This window comes from Shewanella morhuae, from assembly GCF_900156405.1.
In the GTDB taxonomy this organism is placed as follows: Bacteria; Pseudomonadota; Gammaproteobacteria; order Enterobacterales; family Shewanellaceae; genus Shewanella; species Shewanella morhuae.
The window spans coordinates 16,838-41,218 of sequence record NZ_FTNN01000010.1 but is presented as its reverse complement, the minus strand read 5'-3'; the positions used below and the strand labels follow the sequence as shown (position 1 = coordinate 41,218).

The 24,381-nt window shown below is 42.8% G+C and carries 22 protein-coding genes, 1 tRNA gene and 1 pseudogene; 15 read left to right on the top strand and 9 right to left on the bottom strand.

Going from position 1 to position 24,381, the window contains the following annotated elements; all coding sequences use genetic code 11:
* The first annotated feature begins 258 nt into the window (after positions 1-258).
* The 11 genes and pseudogenes from BW947_RS12595 (at position 259) to BW947_RS12550 (ending at position 10,414) form a co-directional block, all read left to right on the top strand.
* Positions 259-891, top strand: a complete 633-nt coding sequence (locus BW947_RS12595; protein ID WP_076500113.1) for a YchE family NAAT transporter — start codon at positions 259-261, stop codon at positions 889-891.
* A 328-nt stretch (positions 892-1,219) separates the two neighbouring features.
* Positions 1,220-3,214 carry a methyl-accepting chemotaxis protein gene (locus tag BW947_RS12590; protein ID WP_076500111.1) on the top strand — a complete coding sequence of 665 codons (1,995 nt, stop codon included), beginning with the start codon at positions 1,220-1,222 and terminating at the stop codon, positions 3,212-3,214.
* 200 nt (positions 3,215-3,414) lie between these two features.
* Positions 3,415-3,502, top strand: a tRNA-Ser gene (locus tag BW947_RS12585).
* A 357-nt stretch (positions 3,503-3,859) separates the two neighbouring features.
* Positions 3,860-5,095 (top strand): tyrosine-type recombinase/integrase, encoded by a 1,236-nt coding sequence (locus tag BW947_RS12580; RefSeq protein WP_076500109.1) that lies wholly within the window; start codon positions 3,860-3,862, stop codon positions 5,093-5,095.
* Positions 5,096-5,223: 128 nt separating this feature from the next.
* Positions 5,224-5,622: a type VII toxin-antitoxin system MntA family adenylyltransferase antitoxin gene (gene mntA, locus BW947_RS18920; RefSeq protein ID WP_083948204.1), complete on the top strand. Its 399-nt coding sequence runs from the start codon at positions 5,224-5,226 to the stop codon at positions 5,620-5,622.
* A 15-nt stretch (positions 5,623-5,637) separates the two neighbouring features.
* Positions 5,638-6,066: a type VII toxin-antitoxin system HepT family RNase toxin gene (gene hepT, locus BW947_RS18915; protein ID WP_076500107.1), complete on the top strand. Its 429-nt coding sequence runs from the start codon at positions 5,638-5,640 to the stop codon at positions 6,064-6,066.
* 432 nt (positions 6,067-6,498) lie between these two features.
* Positions 6,499-7,575 (top strand): hypothetical protein, encoded by a 1,077-nt coding sequence (locus tag BW947_RS12565; RefSeq protein ID WP_076500105.1) that lies wholly within the window; start codon positions 6,499-6,501, stop codon positions 7,573-7,575.
* A 144-nt stretch (positions 7,576-7,719) separates the two neighbouring features.
* A complete protein-coding gene (locus tag BW947_RS12560; protein ID WP_076500103.1) occupies positions 7,720-7,932 on the top strand; it encodes an AlpA family phage regulatory protein in 213 nt (70 codons plus the stop codon).
* A 57-nt stretch (positions 7,933-7,989) separates the two neighbouring features.
* The gene (locus tag BW947_RS18985) at positions 7,990-8,448 is read left to right on the top strand and encodes a DUF3987 domain-containing protein (RefSeq protein WP_115014957.1); all 459 of its coding nucleotides are present in this window, start codon (positions 7,990-7,992) and stop codon (positions 8,446-8,448) included.
* A pseudogene (locus tag BW947_RS18910) lies at positions 8,393-9,535 on the top strand (DUF3987 domain-containing protein). The gene BW947_RS18985 and the pseudogene BW947_RS18910 overlap by 56 nt, the downstream one beginning before the upstream one ends.
* A gap of 201 nt (positions 9,536-9,736) precedes the next feature.
* A complete protein-coding gene (locus BW947_RS12550; RefSeq protein WP_076500101.1) occupies positions 9,737-10,414 on the top strand; it encodes an inovirus Gp2 family protein in 678 nt (225 codons plus the stop codon).
* 145 nt (positions 10,415-10,559) lie between these two features.
* On the opposite strand, the gene BW947_RS12545 is transcribed toward BW947_RS12550, so the two are convergent.
* The 9 genes from BW947_RS12545 to radC form a co-directional block, all read right to left on the bottom strand.
* Positions 10,560-10,853, bottom strand: coding sequence for a type II toxin-antitoxin system RelE/ParE family toxin (locus BW947_RS12545; protein WP_076500099.1), 294 nt, complete (start codon positions 10,851-10,853; stop codon positions 10,560-10,562).
* Entirely contained in the window at positions 10,841-11,125 is a 285-nt protein-coding gene (locus tag BW947_RS12540) for a CopG family ribbon-helix-helix protein (RefSeq protein ID WP_011920070.1), read from the bottom strand. The genes BW947_RS12545 and BW947_RS12540 overlap by 13 nt, the downstream gene beginning before the upstream one ends.
* 286 nt (positions 11,126-11,411) lie before the next feature.
* Entirely contained in the window at positions 11,412-12,134 is a 723-nt protein-coding gene (locus BW947_RS12535; RefSeq protein ID WP_076500097.1) for a lecithin retinol acyltransferase family protein, read from the bottom strand.
* 78 nt (positions 12,135-12,212) lie between these two features.
* A complete protein-coding gene (locus tag BW947_RS12530; RefSeq protein ID WP_076500095.1) occupies positions 12,213-12,779 on the bottom strand; it encodes a site-specific integrase in 567 nt (188 codons plus the stop codon).
* 108 nt (positions 12,780-12,887) lie between these two features.
* Positions 12,888-13,295, bottom strand: a complete 408-nt coding sequence (locus BW947_RS12525; protein ID WP_076500093.1) for a DUF2787 domain-containing protein — start codon at positions 13,293-13,295, stop codon at positions 12,888-12,890.
* 192 nt (positions 13,296-13,487) lie between these two features.
* A complete protein-coding gene (locus BW947_RS12520; protein WP_076500091.1) occupies positions 13,488-13,901 on the bottom strand; it encodes a DUF2787 domain-containing protein in 414 nt (137 codons plus the stop codon).
* 245 nt (positions 13,902-14,146) lie between these two features.
* Positions 14,147-14,503 carry a type IV toxin-antitoxin system YeeU family antitoxin gene (locus tag BW947_RS12515; protein ID WP_076500089.1) on the bottom strand — a complete coding sequence of 119 codons (357 nt, stop codon included), beginning with the start codon at positions 14,501-14,503 and terminating at the stop codon, positions 14,147-14,149.
* 139 nt (positions 14,504-14,642) lie between these two features.
* Positions 14,643-15,005 carry a hypothetical protein gene (locus BW947_RS12510; protein ID WP_076500087.1) on the bottom strand — a complete coding sequence of 121 codons (363 nt, stop codon included), beginning with the start codon at positions 15,003-15,005 and terminating at the stop codon, positions 14,643-14,645.
* Between the two features lie 40 nt (positions 15,006-15,045).
* On the bottom strand, positions 15,046-15,552 hold the full coding sequence (gene radC / locus BW947_RS12505) for a RadC family protein (RefSeq protein WP_076500085.1): 507 nt from the start codon (positions 15,550-15,552) through the stop codon (positions 15,046-15,048).
* A gap of 378 nt (positions 15,553-15,930) precedes the next feature.
* Between radC and BW947_RS12500 the strand changes: the two genes are divergently transcribed.
* The 4 genes from BW947_RS12500 (at position 15,931) to BW947_RS12485 (ending at position 24,380) form a co-directional block, all read left to right on the top strand.
* The gene (locus BW947_RS12500; protein WP_076500083.1) at positions 15,931-16,692 is read left to right on the top strand and encodes a hypothetical protein; all 762 of its coding nucleotides are present in this window, start codon (positions 15,931-15,933) and stop codon (positions 16,690-16,692) included.
* A gap of 3 nt (positions 16,693-16,695) precedes the next feature.
* Entirely contained in the window at positions 16,696-17,241 is a 546-nt protein-coding gene (locus BW947_RS12495) for a BREX protein BrxB domain-containing protein (RefSeq protein WP_076500081.1), read from the top strand.
* A 9-nt stretch (positions 17,242-17,250) separates the two neighbouring features.
* Positions 17,251-20,724, top strand: a complete 3,474-nt coding sequence (gene brxC, locus BW947_RS12490) for a BREX system P-loop protein BrxC (protein WP_076500079.1) — start codon at positions 17,251-17,253, stop codon at positions 20,722-20,724.
* Between the two features lie 170 nt (positions 20,725-20,894).
* A complete protein-coding gene (locus BW947_RS12485; RefSeq protein WP_076500077.1) occupies positions 20,895-24,380 on the top strand; it encodes an Eco57I restriction-modification methylase domain-containing protein in 3,486 nt (1,161 codons plus the stop codon).
* Position 24,381: the final 1 nt, after the last annotated feature.

Sequence of the window (24,381 nt, the reverse complement as noted above, 5' to 3'; positions counted from 1 at the left end):
GTAAAAAGTTACACAAAAAGTACTGGTAATAGTGTGACCGCATTATCAGAATAGGGCTTATGTGTAATAAAATTACAAAAAATATGATCTATTACGATAACTTTGATTTAAAATTATCAATATTGGATAATTAAAGTAATGCGAATTTGTGGTTTAGCCTAAAAATCTCATTTTTCAGTTATCTGCGGTTAAGATACTATATACACCCTGAAGTTTACTTTGCTGAAAATAGCGTGATGCGCATATAAGGATTGCAACTTGGAGTTAACACTTTACGTTAAGTTTTTTCTTGGCTTGGTAGCCATTATTAATCCAGTTGGTTTATTGCCAGTATTTGTGAGTTTAACCAGCCATCAAACTGAAGCAGAGCGCAACCAAACCGGAAAAGTCGCTAACTTTGCGGTAGTAGTTATCCTGCTAGTTACGATTGTGGCTGGGCAACATATATTGAATATGTTCAGCATTTCGTTATCGGCCTTTAGGATCGCTGGCGGTAGCTTGATTGCCATTATTGCAATGTCGATGTTGCAAGGTAAATTAGGTGAAGTTAAGCGTAACCAAGAAGAAGACCGCGAGTCTTCGGCGATGGAGTCTGTAGCGGTAGTTCCATTAGCTTTGCCATTAATGGCAGGGCCTGGCGCAATCAGTTCAGTAATCGTATTTGCGGCAGAACATAATTCATTCTCAAATATTATTGCAATGTGTATAACGGTGATTGTGTTTGGTTTAGTGAGCTTTGGTCTGTTTAGAATGGCATCTATAATCTACAAAATCCTTGGTAAAACTGGGATTAACGTGATTACACGTTTAATGGGATTGCTCATGTTATCTATCGGTATCGAAGTCATTGCCGCAGGTATTAAAGGTCTTTTTCCGCAGTTATTTAGCTAAATCAACGCAACTAAGCAAACCCTAAAACGGGTTTGCTTTTTATTATTTCAACTCAATTTATCGTAACGCCGTTGTCTTAACATAACGGCATTATCATTCTTCTAACAGATTGACTCCGTCTAAATAGCCTCAATGCACTTGTTTTACTTAGGTCTACTAGCAACTCACGTATTTTAGATTTAACTTAGATTTAATTAACGCAAGCACATGTTTTTAGACTATTTAATTTTAACTAAAACAGTATGTATGGGGCGTTTTTAATCTGATCCTATGCTATACATTATTAGGCTCTTATTATGTTCAAATGTGTAATAAAAGGAATAACGCGATGAAATGGCAATGGATTGGTAATCTTAGCTTGAAACAAAAATTACTCATGGTTGTACTCCCTCCGCTATTGGCGTGTTTTCTCTATGGTGCACTCTTTTTAGCCCAAAAATATGAATATCGTCAGGACTTAAAGCAAGTTGTACAGCTAAGTGAACTTGCTGTTACAAACAGTAATTTAGTGCATGAAATACAAAAAGAGCGCGGTATGAGTGCGGGGTTTATTAGCTCCGGTGGCAAAACCTTCGCAGATCAAATACCCAATCAAAGAAAAATGACCGACACACAGCTCAAACTGTATCAGTCGTTTATTAGTGAAAATACCTTACCAGCAGTGTTTGCGGCTAAAATCAGTGAACTCAATACCTTATTGGGGAAACTTACGGCTATTCGCTCGCAAGTTGATAATTTATCAATCAATATTGCCGATGAGGTTGCTTACTATACTGAGCTTGATAACCGTTTATTAGCCATTGTTGATGAAACGGCAAAAGCTGGTGCTAACCAAGAAGTTGCAATCAAAGCTGCTGCCTTTAGTGCCTATTTACAGATGAAAGAGCGGGCTGGGCTTGAGCGCGCAGTGCTTAGTTCCACCTTTGGCCAAGCAGGATTTAGACCTAAGATATATGCAAAATTTATTACATTAGTCTCAGAGCAAAATAGCTATCTCGAGCGTTTTGAAGCCTTAGCGGCTCCAGAGCTGGTTCAAGCTGTGGCGCGGATTCAAGCCTCTCAAGTCGTACAAGATGTAGAAGCACTGCGTGAGATTGCATTAGCCCAAGACAATCAAATTATCCAGCAACAAAGTCCCGAGAATTGGTTTACAAAATCTACTCTGCGTATTGATAGCTTGCGAGATTTTGAGCAGCAAGTCTCAACCGATTTAATCAACACCACTCAGACTCGACTTTCAGCAGCAAACCAAGAAATGTTTTTTGTATTAGCCACCTTAATCGGGGTGCTTATCGTAGTGCTGATATTAAGTTTATCGGTAATACGCTACCTACACGACAGCGTGCATCATTTATATTCAACCATTACTCATGCTCGTAAAAACTACGATCTTAGTGTGCGGTTAACGCAAACAGGCACTGATGAGTTTGGAGAACTGGCCATTGCCTTTAATGGCATGATGAATGATTTTGAAGGTGTGATCTTACAGGTACGGGCGAGTAGCGCTAAATTACAACAAGCTGTTGAGCAAATGGATTCTTGTACCCATGCAATGGAGCAAGATGTCATGGCGGGTCACAGTGAAGCGGAGCAAGTGGCATCTGCAATGACAGAAATGAGCGCAACGGTTGCAGAGATTGCCAGTAATGCAGTGCAAGCTGCAGAAGCCTCAACAGCTGCGAATGATGATGCAAAAGCCGGCAATATGGGGGTCGATAGAACGGGTAAAGCCATTAAAGCCTTAGCAAATGACATCAATAATGCATCGCAAGCGATTAATGATCTTGATCGAGAAATCCACGGCATTGTGGTGGTGTTAGATGTGATAACCAGTATTGCAGAGCAAACTAACCTACTTGCGCTTAACGCCGCGATTGAAGCTGCCCGAGCAGGAGAAATGGGTCGTGGTTTTGCCGTGGTCGCCGATGAAGTGAGGCACTTAGCGCAACGCTCGCAAACCTCAACGGCCGACATTAAAAATATGACCGACAGATTAAAATCAGGTGCGAGTGTTGCCGTAAAAGCAATGCAACAAGGGCTTGAACAGGCCCATACCAGCGTAAAAGAAGGCGAACAGGCAAGCCTTGAGCTTAAACGTATTGTTGAACAGGTCGACATTATTGACCGTATGAACGAACAAATTGCTACTGCAACTCACGAGCAATCTGCGGTATCTGAGGATGTTAACCGTAATGCGTTAAAAATTAGTGAAATTTACCTCAATACCCAACGCATTTCTGATGAACTTAGGGAGCTGACCAAAGCACTGACATTTGATGCAAATCTGATGTCTAAAGAAGTGAATAAATTTACGGTGAATTAATCGATTAAAGAATCAATTTGGCGGCGGTTTGCTTAGCAATTGTGCAACCGCCTGAAATAGAGTCTTTTTTACTTGACCCTTATTATGCTTTTGCGTACAGTACGGCTCCGTTAACGAATCAGTATTTCGGCAACACTGAGCTATATCGTAAACGAATTTTTACGTGAAAGATTAAACACGAAAACATAAATCGACAATATGGTGAGGTGTCCGAGTGGCCGAAGGAGCACGCCTGGAAAGTGTGTATACGGTAACGTATCGAGGGTTCGACTCCCTCTCTCACCGCCAAATTCAAGTTTAAAGACGTCCTAGGGCGTCTTTTTTCTTATCTATTTTTCATGAAATTCAATAACTTACCATCCTATATTGTTTAATGACATCCTACTGCATCCGAAATCTTTAGTAATGCCAAAAGTAATGCCAAGGAAATTGGGCAAATTTTGGCATTACTTTTGACTTCAAAAAATACCCATTTTTTATGCCGTTTTTTTACTTGATTTTCTCGATTTTATGGCCCAGATTTAACTTGGCAATATCCTGATTTATCTGAATTTATTCAGTGATAAGTAATGCTTGATTTTAGAGTGCGAAATAATGCCAAAATCAAGCATTACTTTGGGGCTTAATTTGAGGGGGTAGAACGGTATGGGAAGGAGTACAAATAAGCTGACTGCAAAAGCGGTGCTCAATGCTAAAGCGGAAGCAAAGCCCTATAGATTGTCAGATGGTGGCAATCTCTATCTCTATGTGCGCACTGCAGGGAAAACTTGGGAATTTAGATACATACGTCCCTCCACCAGCAAACCCACCTATTTTGGTTTAGGCTCATATCCTGACGTATCCTTGGCTGAGGCGCGAGATAAAGCGCTAGAAGCGCGAAAAAACTTGGCCGAAGGCATCGACCCTCAATTACTTAAAGTTGAAAACAAATTAAAAGCAGCAACAGAAAACGCTCAAACTCTCAAGCATATTGCGCAAATGTGGATGGACTCAAAGCAGGGCAGTATTAAAGCTAAAACCATCGAAGGTAATTGGCGCAAGCTTGAGCTGTATGCCTTCCCTAAGCTGGGGAGTATTGCGATTAGTAGACTCACGGCTCCTATAGCCATTGCCGCGCTCAAGCCCCTTGAACAGAAAGGGCATCTTGAAACGGTTAAACGTACCGCTCAGTTACTGAATGAAATCATGAACTATTCGGTTAACTCTGGTTACATTCATGCCAATCCGTTGTCAGGTATTCGAGAAGTTTTTAGAAAAAGCAAAGTGGAGCATCTGAAGGCATTAAAACCAGCAGAGCTAGCTGAATTACTGCAGACCGTCGCAAACGCCAATTTATTGTTAACGACCCGGTGTTTGATTGAATGGCAATTGCACACAATGACCAGGCCAAATGAAGCGGCCGGAGCCCGTTGGGAAGAAATCGATTTTGATGCCAAACTTTGGACTATTCCTGAATCACGCATGAAAATGAATCGTGAGCATATTATCCCGCTTACAGAGCATACCCTCGCGATACTCGAGACTGTTAAGCCGATTAGTGAACACAGCCAATTCGTTTTCCCGTCATCTAAAGATCCTCAAAAGCACACAGATCCTGAAACCATTAACAAAGCATTAGGGCGCATGGGATTAAAGGGAAGAACAACGGGTCATGGTTTACGCTCGCTGGCAAGCACTACCTTAAACGAGCAAGGCTTTGATGGTGATGTTATTGAGGCAGCGTTAGCCCACGTAGATAAAAATCAAATCCGCAGCGCCTATAATCGCACTACCTATTTAGAGCGACGGACCAAGTTAATGGAGTGGTGGAGCAATCATATTGCCACTGCAGCAGTTGGCTCTTTGTCAGTAACAGCGGGTTCAAGAAAATTAGGGGCATGACCTGTTAAGGCCGAATAGAGATTATCTCCCTGAGTCAAAAGGTTAAGGGATGTGACACACGAATCTAACCTGTTAACTCCGACTCAGGATTGGTACACTTACATCATGACCAACTTAAAGCCAAGCCAATGACTATCGAGCAGAGCCAGTATTTGCACCAACTAAGCGCTTTAGCTGCAAGCCATCCGAAGGTGGCGGTATTATGGCTGTATGGTTCGCAGGCTAAAGGAAATGCTAGCGAGCATAGTGATTGGGATTTAGCCGTCGCATTCGATCCCGTAAAGGCGGAGAGTGTGCTTGATACTCGTATTAGAGCTGAATTGCTTGCTATGGATTGGCAAAGGGCATTGGGGCTAGCCGAAGGGAAGCTTTCCGTCGTCGATATCAATCTAGCACCAATCCCTCTGGCCTTTGGTATCATTAATGCTAACAAACTTATCTTTAGTCGAGATGAAGGCCGAAGAATGCAAGAAGAGTCTCGCATAATGTCGCAAATGGAACTCGATTATTCTGCCCAAAGTCTATAAAGGAATAGTTGTATTATGTCGGATAATGCCTATATCACGTCATTGCGTTTAAGCCTTAGCCGGTATCAAGCCGAGCTTGGAGAGTTACGTCAATTACTTAGTCAGCGTTCCTTATCTAATCTCGAATATCGAGCAGCAGAGCGAACACTACAGGTCTCTATTGAAGCTTGCATTGGCATTGCAAAACATTGGGCTAAGGCACTGGCTGGACATAGTCCGCAGGATGCCTACCAAGCATTTGAGATCCTGTGTCAACGAGGAGCACAACCAGCTGATGAATTAAATGGCTGGCGTAAAGTGATAGGCCTGCGTAATGCACTGGTACATGATTATCTGAATATTGACCCTGAGATCATCCGTAGTGTGATCTCTCAAGGTTATAGTGATAGATTATTTGTCTTTGCAGAGCAGGGGCTAGAATGGTTATCTTTGAAGAGTGACTAAAAAGGGCCCTCCTGGCTTTTATATAAGTTAAAAATGAATGAAAATCACTAAAGTAAACTTGTTTGCTTAAATCCCAACGACTGGGGTGTTTGTGTTTTTTACACTTAAGAATTTAAGCTCTAATATGTGTTGCCATCAAGTTTAGCATTGTTAACACTTTGCCTAGTCAAAACATCCATCCAACAAGTGAGCCTTACTGTATTAAGTGATTTCTTCATGTTTACTCTGCGTCCCCGCTTTTCCAGCTCGGGTATTGGCTCAACCTTGGGATCGGCTGTGGTGGCTGATTTCGGTATTTTCGTTCTCCTGAGTGCCCTGACTTATATGTTATCTCAAAATCAGTTGGCTCAGGCTTAGGTTGACACACAGGGACCTTGTTTGCTATTTCTGCTATTAGTAGCAGAAATAGCAAACAGTTAAGGATATAAGTCTATGGAAAGAGTGGTTCAGCTATCGTCAGTCAATTTGAATAAAAGTACCGCCTCTGTCATAAAATTTTTGATGGATAAGGATATGCCGATATTTTTCAGGGTGCCTGATAATAAGAATGCATGGGTTATCAAACGCGCGAGTGATGATCTACTTAAATGGATACAAGGAGAAATAAAAAAATCACAGGAAGTAAGGCCTTTCATTCCTTACAGTGATGCTAAAAGGGATAAGGAACAACAGTTTGAAAAAGATCTTCAAAAAATCACTGATGTCCAACTCATAAAGGGGGTCAGCTACGGTGGTCTAGGAGCAAATGAACTATCCATTTTACTTACACACAAAAGCATAAGAATCAATAAATTAGATTTAATCATGATTTTTGACTCCAATGGTGAATTGAATTTAGCAGTAGAAACTCGCCGAAGTGAAAAGTCTAATATTCAGACGATTGATGACAAACCAATTTCCCGTACCGTCCTGAAATCCGCCTCTTGTGGTGAAATCCTATTTACCAATAAAGCCGTTGATTATTGGGCTAAAGATAATAGCACGCTAAATGACGTAGTTGGGATTGATATTACCTTCGATTCATTAGCCGTCTATGAGTCAGACATTCTCAATTTTATAAAGAATGATCTGGATTCTATCCCCTCTGATAGTCCTTACTACATTCCAGAGGATTTGCGTGATAAGAGTGATCTTGATCAATTAGCAGCGTTAGGTTATCAACTTTTCTCAAATAATTGTAAATCAACAATCACATCCAAGGACCTGGCTGCAAAAATAGAACGTACAATAGGATACACTGGTAAAAAAGCTGTGGCTGCAGCATATTTCATAGCCCCAAACCCTAAGGGTAATAATATTAGAGAACAATCAGTCAACGATAACGCTAATCCAAATTGTAATTTCCCCTTTTTGGTACAAGCGTTTGCGTTACATGGGAAAGACATCGAAACTGAGGATATGTCTAAAAGAAACAAATTATTATTCTCGTATTTTAAAGATCGTCATTTTTCAGTTGATAATACAAAATATGCTGAGCTTATTTTACGGAAAAAAGTTAGGGTGAGGTAAATCTCTTTTAAATCAGTAGCCTCGATTTGGTAGGGGAGTGGTTTGCACCCATTCACCCCCCCATTTTTCCTCCATTTCCCCTTTATTTAAGTTCTTAAGATTGCTTATAGTTACCTCGTACATTTACACATAAATGAGGTGACTATGTTTGATGCAACTCCTAGCTATTCAATTATTAGACTTGTTAGCGTTATTCAGTTAACGGGACTATCACGCTCTACTATCTATGACAAACAAAACCCGCGATCACCGCGATACGATCCGACTTTCCCTAAAAAAGTGACACTTGGGGCCAGAGCCGTTGGTTGGTATTTCGGTGAAGTTGAAGCATGGCTTAAATCAATAAGAGTTCAGTAATGGATTAAAGGTGAACTGGTAACTGACCATATGACTTATTATCAAAGGAAAACTGATATGTCTGAACGTTTTGAAAATAAAAACTTACCTCCGCGGCGGTATAATAAAAATATATATATTACATTTCCAGTATCTAATGGAGTTTTTCCTCGAATAGGAGAAGGTACTCTGTTAGGTAATACGATACTTGAAACTCATTTAATTACTAAAGCAGCATATCCCTTAATTGCCAGTACAGCACTTGCTGCTATTTCTACCGCCTTACAGGTACATATAGATGTTGAACTACCAACAGGGAAGATTTGTCCAATCTCGCTTAACTTATTAACTTGTGCTGATTCAGGTGAGCGAAAATCTACGGTTGAAAATTTATTAATGGCAGGGATTAAAAATTACCAAAAAAAGCGTGAATTATCTTGTAAAGAACAGTTAATTAAGTATGAGATTTTGAGAGAGGTACATGATGCTAAATCCAAGTCGCTTAAAAAAAGATTGCTCAGAAATGCAGGAATCTAGGAACACAGAAAATGAAGTAAGTGAAGTAAATGAAATAAATGATCCTTTACAAGAGTTGATCGAGCATGAAGCAAAACAACCACAACGGCCAAAGGCTTTCAGAATTATGTATGAGGATAGTACGATAGCGGCGCTTACGTTTGGACTCAAGAATGACTCACCACATGCGTATCTTGGGTCAAGTGAGGGCGGTGTGCTAATGAATAGTGCCTTAATGTCAAACACACCTGTGCTTAATGCCATTTGGAGTGGAGATGATGTCACTGTTGCAAGAAAAACAACAGATTCTTATACGCTTTCAGGTGTTAGGTTAACTACACATATCATGATCCAGCCTCAAGCATTGAAACGATTTATGGATAAATCACAGGATGTTGTAAGAGGCAATGGTTATCTTTCTCGCTTTTTAGTGTGCTTCCCAATGCCTCTTAGCGGTGGTCGGAAAACCAATGGGATCAGGTATGAGAAAGAATTTATCAATCAATTCAATCAAAGAATAGAACAATTACTAGAGGGTAAATAAATGGAACGTAAAATAGTAACATTTTCAGATGAAACTATAGAATTATGGTTCGATATATCTAACGATATTGAATTTAAAATGGCTCCTGGTGGAATTTACGAGAATGCCAGAGATCATGCTTCAAAGCAACCGGAGATTATTGCTAGAGTTGCAGCAAATATTCACTATTTTGATCATCCTTTTGACTCTAAAATATCAGTTGAGTCATTAAAAACAGCAATTGACTTGGTGAGTTATTACTCTTTTCAGTTTTTAAATAACTTTTGCCAACCACCTATGGAGGTTATTCTGGGGCAAAAGTTAGCACTTTTGTTAAGTTCATATCGTGATCGAGGAATTCGCTATATTAAAAAGAATAAGGTCTTACAATATGGCCCTCCTATGTTAAGGAAAAGCAAGAATTTAAATGATGCGTTGAACGAACTTTTATCGAATAGACTTATTGATGTTTTTGATTATAACACCACGGTCGTTATTGATTTGTATCCAGGAGTTCCTTTTGACAGAATTATCTTTGATCGTGATATGAACTTGTTTAATATCAATCAAAATGGTCCTGTGTAGCTTGATTTTTCTGCATATAAAATCAGAGTTGTTTTTTTATAATGTATAGTTTGGATATCTATTTCTTGACGAGCATATTTTATTTCAGACTGTTTGTTTTGTAAGGAGATCGTTTGTTTTTAATTGCTGCGACTCCTAGGTTATTAATAATATATTAATAATCTAGGGTTGTTATTTTTATTACTTTAAGGTTAGTGTGGTATGTCTCAGTATAACAATAGAAACTTAACCGTATTAAATGCCAAAGAGTTTAGTGGACTGCCAATTCTTCAATTTAAAAATGGAGTCTATGGGGAGTATTTACACAATAACTTTAACGTTATTTATCACGCATTAAAAAGGTACTCAAAGGTTTTCGCTGTGAGAGTTGACTTGAGATTTCCTGAATATTATGACGCCGATGATAACCGTTATGTTACGCGTTGCATTGAATCTCTAAAAGCGAAAATTACCGCAGACTATATTGCAAAGTGTAAGAACACTGAAGGATTTGTGCATCAAAGTGAAGTACTGTATATCTGGGTGCAGGAAACCAGTGAACTTAACCGACCACACTACCATCTTTGTTTGTTTTTTAATGGTAACGCTTATAGAAGTTTAGGTGTATTTGAACTTGGTAGACCTAATTTGTATAACCGAATCGTTAAAGCTTGGGCGAGTGCGCTAGCGTTGGATGTTGTTGCAGCACAAGGCTTAGTTCACTTTCCCAAAGCGCCTTGCTATCTATTAGAGCGTGGTCGGATTCACCAGACTAATACTTTACGTGAGTTGTTTCTGCGGTTAAGTTACTTTGCCAAAGTTGACAGTAAGACCTATGGTGATGGACGTCGTCATTATGGCTGTAGTCGATTATTGGGTAGGCTACAAGTTGGTGATTAGTTTTCTTAGTACGGTTGCTGCAGCGAGTACAAATACGGAAGTTGAGAGCAAGGGCTCAAATCCCTTGCTTTTGTCTTTATAGAGAGCAGCAGTATATTCATAATTACATCATCCATAAGAAGACATCTTTGCTGATGCATCTCTATCAATATCCGGCTTCTTTTTGGTGGCGGATACACAATACGGTCAATCGTTCGCCGCCATCATACTGGTACATTGCCAGATAGCCAGTGTCACCAAAGTCAATCAGCAGTTCCCTAAAGCTAAAGTCATTGTCATCGATAGGCCGACCAATGTCTGGATAGCTTTCCAGTTTTCTAATGGTATTGATTATGGCGCTGGCAGCCCGTTGTGCGGCAGGGGGATTTTTAGTGCGAAGAAACTCACGTAAGCGCTCTAAATCACGTAATGCAGTGGCGGTGAAGATTATTTGTGGCATGTAGGGGCAGCCTTTTCATTTTCACTTCCCCAGGACTCCAGCCAACTCACCACTTCGTCACCGGTGACATGCAAGCCTGATGTCTGGTGTTCTTCCCATGCGCGTAACGCTTCTTGCTGCAACGCCTCTCGTTTCTCTTCTCTCTCAACGTATTCACGGATCGCTTCACGCATCATCCAGTGTGATGAACGTTTGCGAGTTTCGGCTAAATGCTCGACTCTGGCTTTAATATCGGCATCTAATTTAACCGACACGGGTTTGATTGTGCTCATCTGTTACTCCATAGGTAATGCTTAGTAATACTAGGTAATACCTTAGCATAACGTGGTACAAAAAAATAATGATTACACGTTTACTCGTCTGCTCGAGCAACGCCATAAGCTCAAGGATGATAGAAGATAGTTTGTATCACTTAACAGGGCAAACATCTTACGCCGTCATCACGCTAATCTTCAACGTAATCGCAATAGGGGTGAAAACGATAGCGGCGAGTTGTGCCGCTTCGTTTAGAGGGTTTGGCTAATGGGTGACTTAGCACTCAATACCGTCGCAGAATCATTATGACCTTAGCCACTGCCATGCATCGGATATCAGCTCAGCGCCAGCTTTTACGCCATTGATGCCCACTTCTGCTGTCGTCAACACGGTGTTTAAGCCGGTTTCTACACTGCCAATGACGAGTTTGATCCCTGCATCAGTTATCTCGCCTTGGCGTAAGCAAGCATAACTCTCACCCAGGGTTTGTGTGGTGCCTTTTAGTAGGGATTCGGCAGGTTTAGCGACAAGATCTCCAGGTGTCCCTAGCAACGTATTGACGTTATCGGGTAGCCCGAGGTATTCACCGGTCATTTTGATGGTGGTAGAGGCTAATACGACGTTTGCGACAGTCCCCGTGGCAAGCTTTGAAGCAGTACTTCCCAGTAAGCCTGCTCTGGCTGAGCTTTGCAGCGCAATGTGGGTGAGATTACTGACTTGATTGGAGGTGCTGCTCCCAGCTAAGCATTCATTGACGAAGTGCTCGCAATTATTGGTAGCTACGCCGTATGGGCTGTGACCCAGCTGACTGCGTGCAAGCTCAATGGCTTGATGGGGAAACAGGCTGGACTTTTTCACTCTGACACTATGGCCACCAGCAAATCGCTGCAGATCGATTTCTTCGATGATGCCCTGTTTAGATAAGTGAATAATATTTCCATGGCCCACATAGAGGCCGTGGTGTTCGGTTAAGCCAAGCGGATCAATATTGGTGACCAGATGATCACCGGGATGAAATTTATACATGATATGTACTCCAAGAAAACAAAGCAGATACCCCTAGGTCGCATCTGCTAATGGGTTGAATAGGGCGTGCTGATTGACTCAGATTTCCAGCTCGACAAAGTCTTTATCGATTTGCTGCTGAGTGATGCCGATATAACGCAGGGTGACCGCTTCTGATTGATGCCGCAGCATGCGCATCACCCGGCCAATGTCTTTGCAGGTTTGATACAGGTGATACCCGCGGGTTTTGCGCATTGAGTGGGTCCCTAGGGCTAACTTGATATCGTCACCGACAAAGGAAAACGCTTTGGCTACGGCGCGCCGTGTCAGCGGTTTGGCGGGGGTCTGCCGGTCTTTGGCTTGGCTCGACCGGTGGGATTGGAACAGGTAGATATGCTCGGGGTGACGCTGGTGGATCGCCTCAATCAACGCCAGTGTCTTCGGGTTGAGTTTGATGCTGGCGCGTTTACCGGTCTTCTGCTCAATGATATTTAAGCGGTCGCCGTCGATATCGCTGAACTTGATGGCCAGTAAGTCAGAGATACGCAGTGCCAGGTTAAGGCCGATATTCCAGATATCGGCCATCTGCTGACCAAAGTGACGTTCGAGCAGGTAACTGATAAGCTTGATGGTGTCGCGGTTCTTGACCGCTTCGACTTCGTTCATGCTGGGTTCCCTCAATTGTCTATGTGATGAATGTGGGCACCAGCACATCGCAAACCCGCATCGGGCCTGCGTTGCTTGGTGCCCAAAATACCTTTGTGGGCACCAAGTTCAGTCGGCGCTAACCTGAACCTGGTACACCTCCATCTCGAGGTAGTTGCAAAAGTTCTCCAGCAGCAGCCGTACCTGGCTGTCGGCATGCTCGAGGTAACAGCGGCCAAAGAAGCTGTTGTAGACCAGCTTCTCCTGAAACAGCACTTCCATTTCTTTCTCAAGCTCAGGGAAGGGCCCGCCGCAGTAAGCAAAGTCAGTGAAGTAATTGAGATACCAGCAATCACCTTGGCGGTAGAGGTTGATCTCCACTGGGTGATAACCGCCGCTCTCTGCGTTGTACTCGGGATCGCGGTAGTTAAAGGTGACGATGTTGAGGTTGGGGTTATTGAGTGCTGCCAGTTGTCGTTCTAACACTTCATAAAAGGGCTCTGGCAGTGGCAGGATGGTTTCGCGGTGTATTTTCATGGTGGACTCCAAAACAAAAAGCCCGCGAACGACAGGCGTTGCGGGCAGGGTAGGTTGTTGTTAACGACAGAGGCTTGCCGTAATGATTTAGGTTACAAGGGCGCGGGTGTGATGGCTTGACCCGTTGATTGCGATAGAACTGAAACCGATAGATCGGATTAGGATGCTCGCGTGAAATACGGGCGAGGCTAGTTAATCCAAACTCACTTCCACTTGATAGACTTCCATCTGGTAGTAACTGACAAAGTTATCGCTAAACAACTTAATCAGTCCCTGTGATTCCCGTTCCCCAATCCAGCCGCTAAACAGGCTATAAACCTGGTTGCTGTTAAAGCAGATATCGATGTCTTTAACCAGTTCTGGGAAGGGATGACCGCGAAAAGCAAAGTCGGTGACGTAGACTAAACGCCAGTGATCTTGCTGTTTCTCAAGCCGGACTTCGACGGGATGAAAGCCACCCGCTTCGGCGCTGTAGTCTGGGTCTCGAAAATTAAGGGTGATAGCGTTGGCGTCTTTTGGATCGACGTTGGCAAGTTCCTTTTCAATCACTTGGTAAAAACGATCGGGCATCGCTGGCTGTTGATTACGCTTGATGGTTAATGTCATGGGATATTCCTTGTTTGATTGACGTGCATACGCAAGAGCCAAGGCGCAGTCACGCCTTGGCTCTTGTTGTCTATGCGGTTGGGTTAATAGAACTAGTGTTGGCTAAGCGGTTTAATGTGAGTCGCTAAGGGCTACTTGCTAAAGCTTTTGAGCTGGGAGATTAAAGTTTGGTGGTTATGTTTAACGGATTAGTACTGACTTACGATAATGGACGGGTTATCGAGTGAGGGCGAAGTTGCTGGTGGTTAGTGGCTTAGCTTTGGTTTAGTTTCGGTTTGATAAATCGCAATATACAAATAACCGTGGCTGCCTAATGTGTCGGCCTCACAGGTAAAGCCGGCGTGTTCAATGCTAACGCAGTGCTGCTCAGTGGCATCAATCTCGCCTTTGGCCACCAGCCGTTCAAGCTGTTTAACCATGGTAGGAAAGGCCTCGACAAATTGTTGTTTAATTGCTGGTGGAAATTCACCGACAAAGCTTGAACGGTCATTGAGATAATCCAAGTGCAGACCACGTAAAATCAGCCTTGCACCAAAGCGGGGAGACACTTTACGGGGTAAGCCCCAGGCGTGCTCAATATCGAAAAGTTTAAGCGTTGTCATAGTGACCTCAATGGTTGAAAAGAACTTTAGGGAGTAGGGGGCTCGTTAGCTGACTGGCGAGAGCAGTGATAAATACCAGTGCTAGTAAGAGTGGTTAATACAGCCGATTAGTGGAGTGGGTGATGACAGGTAACGGTCTTTAGGTGTGTACGCTCCAATTCGGTTGCTCGTTGCTGCCATGGTTGAAGTACACCCCGTTGATCACCCGCTGCCATTCACCTGTTGGCACACCATAACTATCACAGGGGCAAACATAGCGGCAAAAGCTGATCTCCTTGGGTAAGTGCTCAACCACATCACGGTGAAACACACTCAATACGGTTTTATGCAGCTTTGGATTTGGTGCCACAATCGGCTTGCCAATCACTTGGCCCATGGCATTAAGTGGACGGACAAACATCGGCAAAATGAGTTCAACCGCTAAGCGGTTACGCAGTTCCGGAAACGCGGCGCAGGCCTCAGCAACACAGGCCTGTGAAAAGCTATCAGTAAATTCAATCATGATGGACTCCTTAAAAAGGTGTGGCAGGTTTAAACGCTGGCTAGAGTAAGCCGCGCTCAGCAAAGGACACTGGTGTGCGGCCAACCACGATATGGTCAAGCACACGCACATCGATAAGCGCTAATGCATCGGTTAACCGTTGAGTGATGTTCTTATCTGCAGCCGAAGGTTCAGACTCGCCGGATGGATGGTTATGGGCAAAAATCACCGCTGCGGCATTGGCGGCCAACACAGCTTTAACCACCTCCCGAGGATAAACACTGGCGGCATCTAAAGTGCCAAAGAACAGCTCTTTAAACTCCAGTAATTGATGCTGGTTATCGAGCAGCATCACTGCAAACACCTCCCGTTCATAACCGCCCAGTTTGTAAGTTAAAAAATCCTTAGTGGCCTGCGGATTGGTATAGGCGTCCTTCTTTACATAGCGTTCGGCAATGATATTGGCGGCAGAGGCTAGGATCGCTTCGGCAGTCTGCGGCCATTGATTGATCGGCTGATCTATCGAGTCGTTAGGTTCAGCTTTGGTGGGTATCGCTTTTGTTGACATATCTGGCTCCTTGAAAGCGTTAATGGGCTTATGCACAGGAGTGATATATATCTGAAAATATTTGGAAAAGTTAAAAATTACTGGCATAGGTAATGGAAAGAAACCATTACCAAGAGTTCAGCATGACACCAAACATAAAGCTAATTCGAATAAAAGACGTGATTGACTAAACAGGCCTCGTGCGTTCAACCATTTACAATCATAGAAAATGTGGCGTTCTGGTTGGGTTCAAACTGCCAATTAGCATTTGAGCACGAATAGACCTTTTGATAGACTTTTTTTGCTGAGTTTTAATATTAATTGCGATAAGATACTTAGTAATTAAATCATTAAGTTTGAACAAGTTTTGTTCAGAAAAACATAGGTTTATTCTTTCGTATGGAACAATCAGAAGAGCTTGTCAAAATTGGCTTTAAATTTGGCAAAAATGGAGCACATTCAGCGCGTAGTATGATGATTGAAGAGTTATCAACACTGTTGTTCTCTTGTCCTGAAAATTCGATGCGTCCAGACTATGAAAGAGATATTGTTGAGTTCAATATTTTACACAAGCCGACTGAAAAATCTCGCAAGTTAACTTATCGTCATCTAGTTGATCTTTATGGACTTTCATTAGAAGTGCCATTATTCATCATTTTACGTAAATTTTGGGCGTTATCAGAAGATGCACATGCCATCTTGGCATTACAGCTAGCTGTTGCACGAGATCCTATATTAAGAGGCTCAGCTGAACTGATCTTAAATCTTGAGCCAGGTGAACATATTTCCCGTGAAACAGTAGAAGCCCATTTGGCCACAGATGATCCCGATCGCTTTAGCCCAGCCTCACTAAAATCATTTGCTCAGAACATTAATGGCACTTGGACCCAAGCGGGTTATTTGACCGGTAAAGCCAAAAAATACCGCGCAATACCGAAAGTCACCTATATCCATGTTGCCTATGCATTATTTCTCGCGCATTGTAATGGTCTGTCTGGCCAAAGAATGTTTGATAGCTTTTGGTGCAAATTGTTAAACCAAGATAAAGCCAGGCTTTTTGAATTAGCGCATAGTGCCTCACTTCGAGGCCTGATTAACTTCAAGCAAGCCAGTGAAGTTGTCGAAGTGACGTTTCCAAATATTGAAATACCTAAGGTGTAGGTAATGTCAGATAGATTATCAAAACTGTTAAACAGCTATGAAAGTCATATTAGCCTTCCATGGCCATCAACTGTGTCTGCGGATGAACGAACCATTTTTTTGGTTTATCACAAAGAAGATGAGCTAAAACTAAGAGCCCGAATAGGCGAGTTTGAACAGGCCACAACCCAGTATAGCCATCCGTGGACGCTATTGGACTTAACCAACAGCTTTGAAACATGGATGGCTGACCAAGATTACAAAGAAACCTATTTTGAAGACCCTGAATACCTAACAGGGCTTTATGGTGACTTTGCTGATGAACTTGTTGAGAGTCTTAAAAAACAGTTTGTCGATGACCAAGATGAAAATGAAGTCATCGCAATGTTAGGTTGCGGTACATTATTTGGTTTTGCTTCAGTATCAGGGCTTGTTGAAGCCGTGGCTGAACATGTAAAGGGACGCTTGGTGATATTTTTTCCAGGCGAAGTACATAACAATAATTTTCAATTACTAGATGCAAAGGACGGTTGGGGATATCACGCCACCGCAATTTCAGCTAATTCATAGGGATCAAGGATGTTAAACCGTGAAATTTTTATAAACGACCCAATCAATAGTCGTTTAGCTAACAATGGTGTTGCACAAGTCAAGGACGATCACTCAAAAGCCGCGCTTGAAACACTCGAATACGAATTAAGAACCTTTGTGTGCGATGGGGCTTACGCTAAAGGTATGGACAGCATTTTAAGTCACTACTTAAGTGCGGTTAAAACCAATAGTGAACAACCAGGTGTGTGGATCAGTGGATTCTTTGGTTCTGGTAAGTCTCACTTAGCAAAAATGCTACGTACTTTATGGACTAACCAAACGCTAAATGATGGAAGCAATGCACGCAGTGTTGTTGAACTACCTCCTCACATTGCCGCACATTTTGATGAGCTATCATCACTAGCCATTAATCACGGTGGTTTACATGCCGCATCAGGCACACTCGGTGCCGGTGTTCGAGACCAAGTGCGTATGGCATTTCTTGGCATTATCTTTAAATCTGTCGGTTTGCCAGAGCAGTATCATCTCGCTCGTTTTGTTATGTGGTTAAAAGCAGAAGGCGTATTAGCTCAAGTACAACAATATGTAAAAACTCACGCAAAAGCGAAAGACGGTGTCGATAGCTGGGACAAAGAGCTTAAAAATCTTCATGTATCTCCAATACTGCATACCGCCATATTAGACGCGATCCCAGGTTTTGCATCAGACGCCAAAGAAGTGCGTGAGATGCTTCGTTCTCAATACACAATTGTAAAAGATGTCACCAACGATGAAATGGTATCGGCTTTAGTTGATGCAATATCTGTTGATGGTGAACTACCGTTAACCCTTGTCGTGCTTGATGAAGTACAGCAGTACATCAGTGATGATGCCCAGAGGGCGTTTGATGTTCAAGAAGTGGTAGAAACCTGTAGTGGTGCAAGCGCATTAAAATCTAAATTACTGTTTATCGCCACAGGCCAAAGTGCCTTATCGGGTATGTCTAACTTGCAACGTTTATTAGGCCGTTTCCAAGTGCCGGTGCAACTTGAAGACACCGACGTGGATTCAGTGATCCGTAAAGTTATTCTGCAAAAGAAAAGCTCGGCAGAAGCACAAGTTCAAGCGGTTATTGATAACAACCTAGGTGAAATATCACGTCATTTGCGTGGTAGTACCATAGAACACAATAAAGACGATGAAAAATGGATGGTAAAAGACTATCCACTATTACCTGTCCGTCGTCGCTTTTGGGAGCGAATTCTTCCCGCACTAGATAAAACCGGTACCGGCTCTCAACTGCGCAATCAATTACGTGTGGTACATGAGGCTGTTAAAAATACCGCAGAAAAAGAGCTAGGTTATGTGGTCCCCGCCGATTTTATATACGACCAAATTGCGACTAATTTGCTACAAACAGGTGTGATATCAAAAGACATTTACGAAACCATCAGCCGTAAGAAAGCGGGTAATGAAGATGAGCAATTACAAGGTCGCTTATTAGCACTTATTTTACTCATTAGTAAACTTCCGAGTGATGTCGAGTATGGCATTCATTCAACGGTAGACAGCCTAGCGGATTTATTATTAGAAGATTTACAGCAAGATAAACACAAACTGCGCCCAATCGTACCCAAAATGTTGCAAGTGCTTGAGGATGAGCATTTAATCATGTCGATGGAAACCACAGTAGGGCAAGAGTACCGCTTACAAACGGTTGAAAGCCAAGCCTGGTACGATGAATTTCGCCGTCAGGAATCTGATTTAATCGGTAACCCACAAATGCTGGAGTCATACCGTTCTAAAGAACTTCAAACCTATGTACGTCAGCAAATTGCTCAAGCACGCATTACCCAAGGCAGTGTTGCAGAGTCTCGCATGATCACGGCGATTTTTGAGGGTGAACTGCCTAAAGATGCAAATACAAAAATCTGCGCTTGGGCACCAGAAGTAACAGAGAAGCAGTTTAATGATTTATCACGGGGTAGCGATCCTGATGAGGCAACCATCTTTATTCATGTGCCGACATCGCACCGTAGTGAATTACAAGCGGCAATCGTCTCGCTTAAAGCGGCAGAGAACACCTTAGACATTCGTGGTGGCGCCACTACCGACGCAGGTAAAGAAGCTAAAGATGCCATGGAGACTCGTTTACGAGATGCCGAGCGAACTAAAAAGGCATTGCTGAAAGATATCTTCTCGCAAATCCAAGTTCGCTTAGCGGGTGGTCAAGAAGTTGAAGGCGAAAACCTAAAAGATCAAATTCAAAATGCCGGTGAAATAGCCTGTCAGCGCTTGTACTATAAATTTAAAATGGCAGATGATAAAGGCTGGGCTAAAGTGTTTGAGCGTGCGAGTAAGCATGCGGATGCCAATGCACTCGAAGCTATTAGCCATAATGATGATGCCGACAAACACCCAGTGTGCGCCGAAATAAAACGTTTTATTGGTTCAATGAAGCCTGGTAAAGATATTGTCGAAAACTTCCGCCAAGCGCCTTACGGTTGGAGTAAAGACACCATCGATGGCGCACTACTTGCTATGGTAGCAGCCAATGTTTTACGCGCCGCCGACAGCCAAGAGAGAGCGGTAGACGCTAAAAAACTAGACAGGTCTTCTATATCGCAAACAAAATTCCGCCCTGAAAATATCACTTTATCAAAAGTACAGTTAATCAAGGTGCGTGGCGTGATTAGTACTTTGCATGATCAAACATGCAATGCCGGTGAAGAAGCAACCAATCTACCACAAGCCATTATTAATGCCCGTAACCTTGCTCGTCGTGCTGGTGGTGAAGCGCCATTACCTATGGCGCCAAACACTAAATTACTCACTGATTTAGAAATGCACTCAGGCAACGACCAATTACAACAGGTGTTCGATAATAAAGATCAATTACTCAGCGACTTTTCTGATTGGCAGGCTTTAGCAGATAAAGTTAAAGCTCGCGAAATCCGTTGGAAAGAATTTTTACTTGCACTTAAGTATTCAAAAGATTTAGGCATTTTTACTACTTTAGATATAGAGCGCCAAGCGATTATCGCTAATCGCAGCTTGTTAGACGATCCAAATCCAGTGGATACCTTACTCAAGCAAGCGGTCAATGGCTTACGCGACACGCTAACGAGTCGGTTAACAGAATACCAGCAAGAGCATAAAGCTTGCATGCTCGAGCTAGAAGAAGATGAAAACTGGCAAAAACTCAATGAAACTAAACGCAATGAATTCTTAAAAAAACGTCATCTCGATAAGTTGCCAGAAGTTAATGTCAGTGATGCAGCTGGCGTGTTCGATTCGCTCGATGAGATAAATTTTGATCAATGGAGTGATAAAACTGCCGCGCTACCGAGTATTTTCGACCAAGTACTTAAAGATGCCATCAGTGAGCTGACACCAAAAGTCAGGTATTACAAACTCAATAAGTCGTTAATCGAAAACGAAACCCAGCTACAAAACTGGCTGACAAAAGTCGAGCAAGAGCTACGTGAAGAACTTGCCAAAGGACCAGTTGTGCCATCTTAAATGGTGCATTTACATATATAGCCGCTCACCCTTGCTCTATGTGTTCATCACACAAGCAAGGGTTTATCACATATATGGCTAACGATTGATGACTAATGGCTAATAACTAATTGATCGAGTCTAAACACTAGCGGCAAGACAATTGTGACTAACAAATTTAAGAGATTACTATGCGCAGTTCACTCGATAAAGCATTACGTAAAAAATTAGAGACAACAGTTGAAAAAGCACGCGAGGTGGTTGAAGCCGCAGTAACTGATGCGCTAACACGATTAGGTATTAGCGTTGCCCAGGCACCCAGCTATTTATCCGATGATGAGCGTAAGCTGCGTAACACTCTGCGCGCCCATGCTCGCCAGTTAGGCGATAAGCTCGTGGGTAGCGAACAAGAAACCGAATCATTGGTCAATGAAATGGCCTATGAGCACTGGCACCGCATGCTGTTTGCTCGCTATCTCGAGCAAAATAATCTGCTCATGTATGAAGGCACCCCGGTTACACTGGATGAGTGCAACGAGCTTGCTGAAGAAGAACCCGATTGCAAAGATGGTTGGGAGCTGGCAGGGCGTTTGGCACAAAAAATGTTGCCACAAATATTTCGTGCCGACTCACCAGTATTTGAGATTAAGCTATCCATTAACCATATCAATACCCTCGAAAACCTCATCGCTGAGTTAGATTTAGCTACTTTCCAAGCCCAAGACAGCTTAGGTTGGTGTTATCAGTTTTGGCAAAATAAAAAGAAAAAACAGGTGAATGAGTCTGGGGTAAAGATTGGTGCCAAAGAGCTAAGCCCAGTCACCCAGTTATTTACCGAGCCTTATATGGTGTCGTTTTTATTGGACAATGCCCTAGGAGCCTGGTGGGCTAAACGCCGTTTAAGTAGTGATGATTTAATCCGCGCTAACAGCGAGCAAGAACTGCGTGAACTAGCCGCTATTCCAGGAGTACCACTTGAATACCTTCGCTTTGTTAAGGATGAAGGTGCCTACAGCGAAGATAAAAGTGCCGACAGCGAAGATAAAAGTGCCAACAGCGAACAGAATGAGGGGATCTGGAAGAGTGCTGCTGGTGATTTTGACAAATGGCCTGAGCATTTAAGTGAACTGAAAACCCTCGACCCGTGCTGTGGTTCTGGCCACTTCTTAGTGGCAGTCTTTTTAATGTTAGTGCCAATGCGCATGCATCTTGAAGGCTTAACCGCTAAAGAGGCGGTCAATGCCGTATTGCAAGATAACATTCATGGCCTTGAGCTTGATCAACGCTGTGTAGAACTGGCGGCTTTTGCCTTAGCACTGGAAGCATGGCGATATCCTGGTGCGGGTGGCTATCGTGCATTACCTGAACTGCAACTCGCCTGTTCAGGGATGTCGATTACTGAGGCGCAAAAAGAGTGGAAAAATTTAGCTAAGGGCGATGAAGCACTTACTGATGCCATTACCTGGATGCAACATACCTTTAAAGATGCCCCAACGTTAGGGAGCTTGATTAACCCAACAAAAGCGCTTAAAGAAGGGCAAATACCACCGTGGGAATTGTTGCAACAAGCGATGACTAACAAGTTAGAAGCAAGTAATGATGCGAAGGCAACTGCACATGGTCTAGCTAAGGCTGCTAGCTTGCTATCTATTAAATATCAGTATGTAGTAACCAATGTCCCTTACCTTGCCAGAGGTAAGCAATCTTTAGTGCTAAGCAATTTTTGTGTTAAAAACCATTCAAATTCTAAAAATGATCTGGCAACGGTATTTTTAGAAAAATGCTTACATCTGTGTGGTCTTGAAGGTAGTGCTAGTGTCGTTTTACCTCAAAATTGGTTGTTTTTGTCTGGTTACAAGCAATTTCGAAAGGAACTACTATCAAAATTTTCTTGGGATATCCTAGCTAAATTAGGACCTAAGGGATTTCAGACTCCTATGTGGGACTTTAATGTTCAACTCATAACAATCTCTAAGAGTAAAGCTGATAAAAACTTCCAATTAAGTGGCGTTGACGTGTCTGGTTATGCGTCGGCATCATCGAAAAGTGACAGCATCAAAGGAGTGCTAGTTGAGTCGATTTCGCAGAAGATACAACTAGATAATCCTGATTTTAGAATTTCATTTAAAAAGCTATCAACTCAAAATTTACTTGGTGCTTATGCTAGCAGTATCGAAGGACTAACTACTGGCGACATGCCACGTTTTATCGCTTACTTTTGGGAGCGAGTTAATTTCGATGAACGTTGGGCTCCCTATATGGGTTCTGTTACTAAAGAGGTTTTTTTTGGAGGTAGGGAGCAAACTATTTTATGGGAGTCTGGTAAGGGGGAGTTAGTTCGTTTTTCCGGTGCCCATAACTTCCCAAGCGAAGTTATGAATGGAAAGAAGGTCCTAGGGAGTAAAGGGATAAGAGTAGGCCAAATGGGAAAGTTATATCCAACAATTACTCATGGAGATGTCTTTGATAAAAATGCTGCGAACTTAGTTCCTGATAGTGGAACCAATTTAGCCGCTATTTGGTGTTTTACTAGAGACTCTAGTTTTGCAGAGAAAGTTAGAGAGGTAGATCAGGCCTTAAAAGTTACAAATGCTAGCTTCTTGAAAGTTGAATACGATGAAACTTTTTGGTCAAAGAAGGCTAATACCGAGCTCCCCAATGGGTTACCAGAGGCTTTTTCTGATGATCCAACTCAATGGATCTTCCACGGTCATCCTTGCGCTTCAGTAATTTGGGACGTAGAAACTAAAACCACAGCCGTTGGCGAATTACGCCAAGATGATACCGTACTGCAAGTCGCTGTTGCTCGTCTGCTAGGCTACAAATGGCCTGCTGAGTTAGACGAAGGCATGGAACTGGCACCTGAAATGCGTCAGGTGATGCTAAAAAATGCTGGTTTTGATGGTCTAGTCGATGATGATGGCATTGTTTGTATTCCCGCTATTCGCGGTGAAATGAACGCGGTAAAACGTATAGAGGCGATATTACAAAAAGCCTATGGCACAAAGTGGTCAAACTCGGTTGAAGCTAATCTACTTAAGGCTGTGAAATCCACCAGCATAGATGATTGGCTTCGTGATAAGTTTTTTGAACAACATTGTAAGCTATTCCAACATAGACCCTTCATCTGGCAGATTTGGGATGGATTAAAAGATGGCTTTTCGGCATTAGTGAATTATCACAAGCTGGACTATAAAGGCCTTGAACGTCTTATCTATACCTACCTCGATGACTGGATAAGCACCCAAAAACGCGGAATTGCCGATAATATCGATGGGGCAGACATTCGTTTGTCAGCCGCTGAAAACCTAAAAGTGCAGCTAGAAGCTATCCTTGAAGGTGAAGCTCTACCAGGTAAACCAGGCTTAGATATCTTCGTGCGCTGGAAACCTTTAGCTGAACAACCTATTGGCTGGAATCCAGACTTAAACGATGGTGTGCGCTTAAACATTCGTCCATTTATGTACGCCCAAGATATGGGTAAAAAAGGCGCAGGGGTATTACGTGCGGCACCAAATATCCATTGGAAGAAAGATCGGGGCACAGACGTCGCCTCAGCACCTTGGTTCCACCTAGGCCCAGAATACGGCGGCAAAGAAGGCGACCGTATCAACGACCACCACTTAACGATTGCAGAAAAGAAAGCGGTTAGAGAAAAGTTAAAAGAGGATATATGAA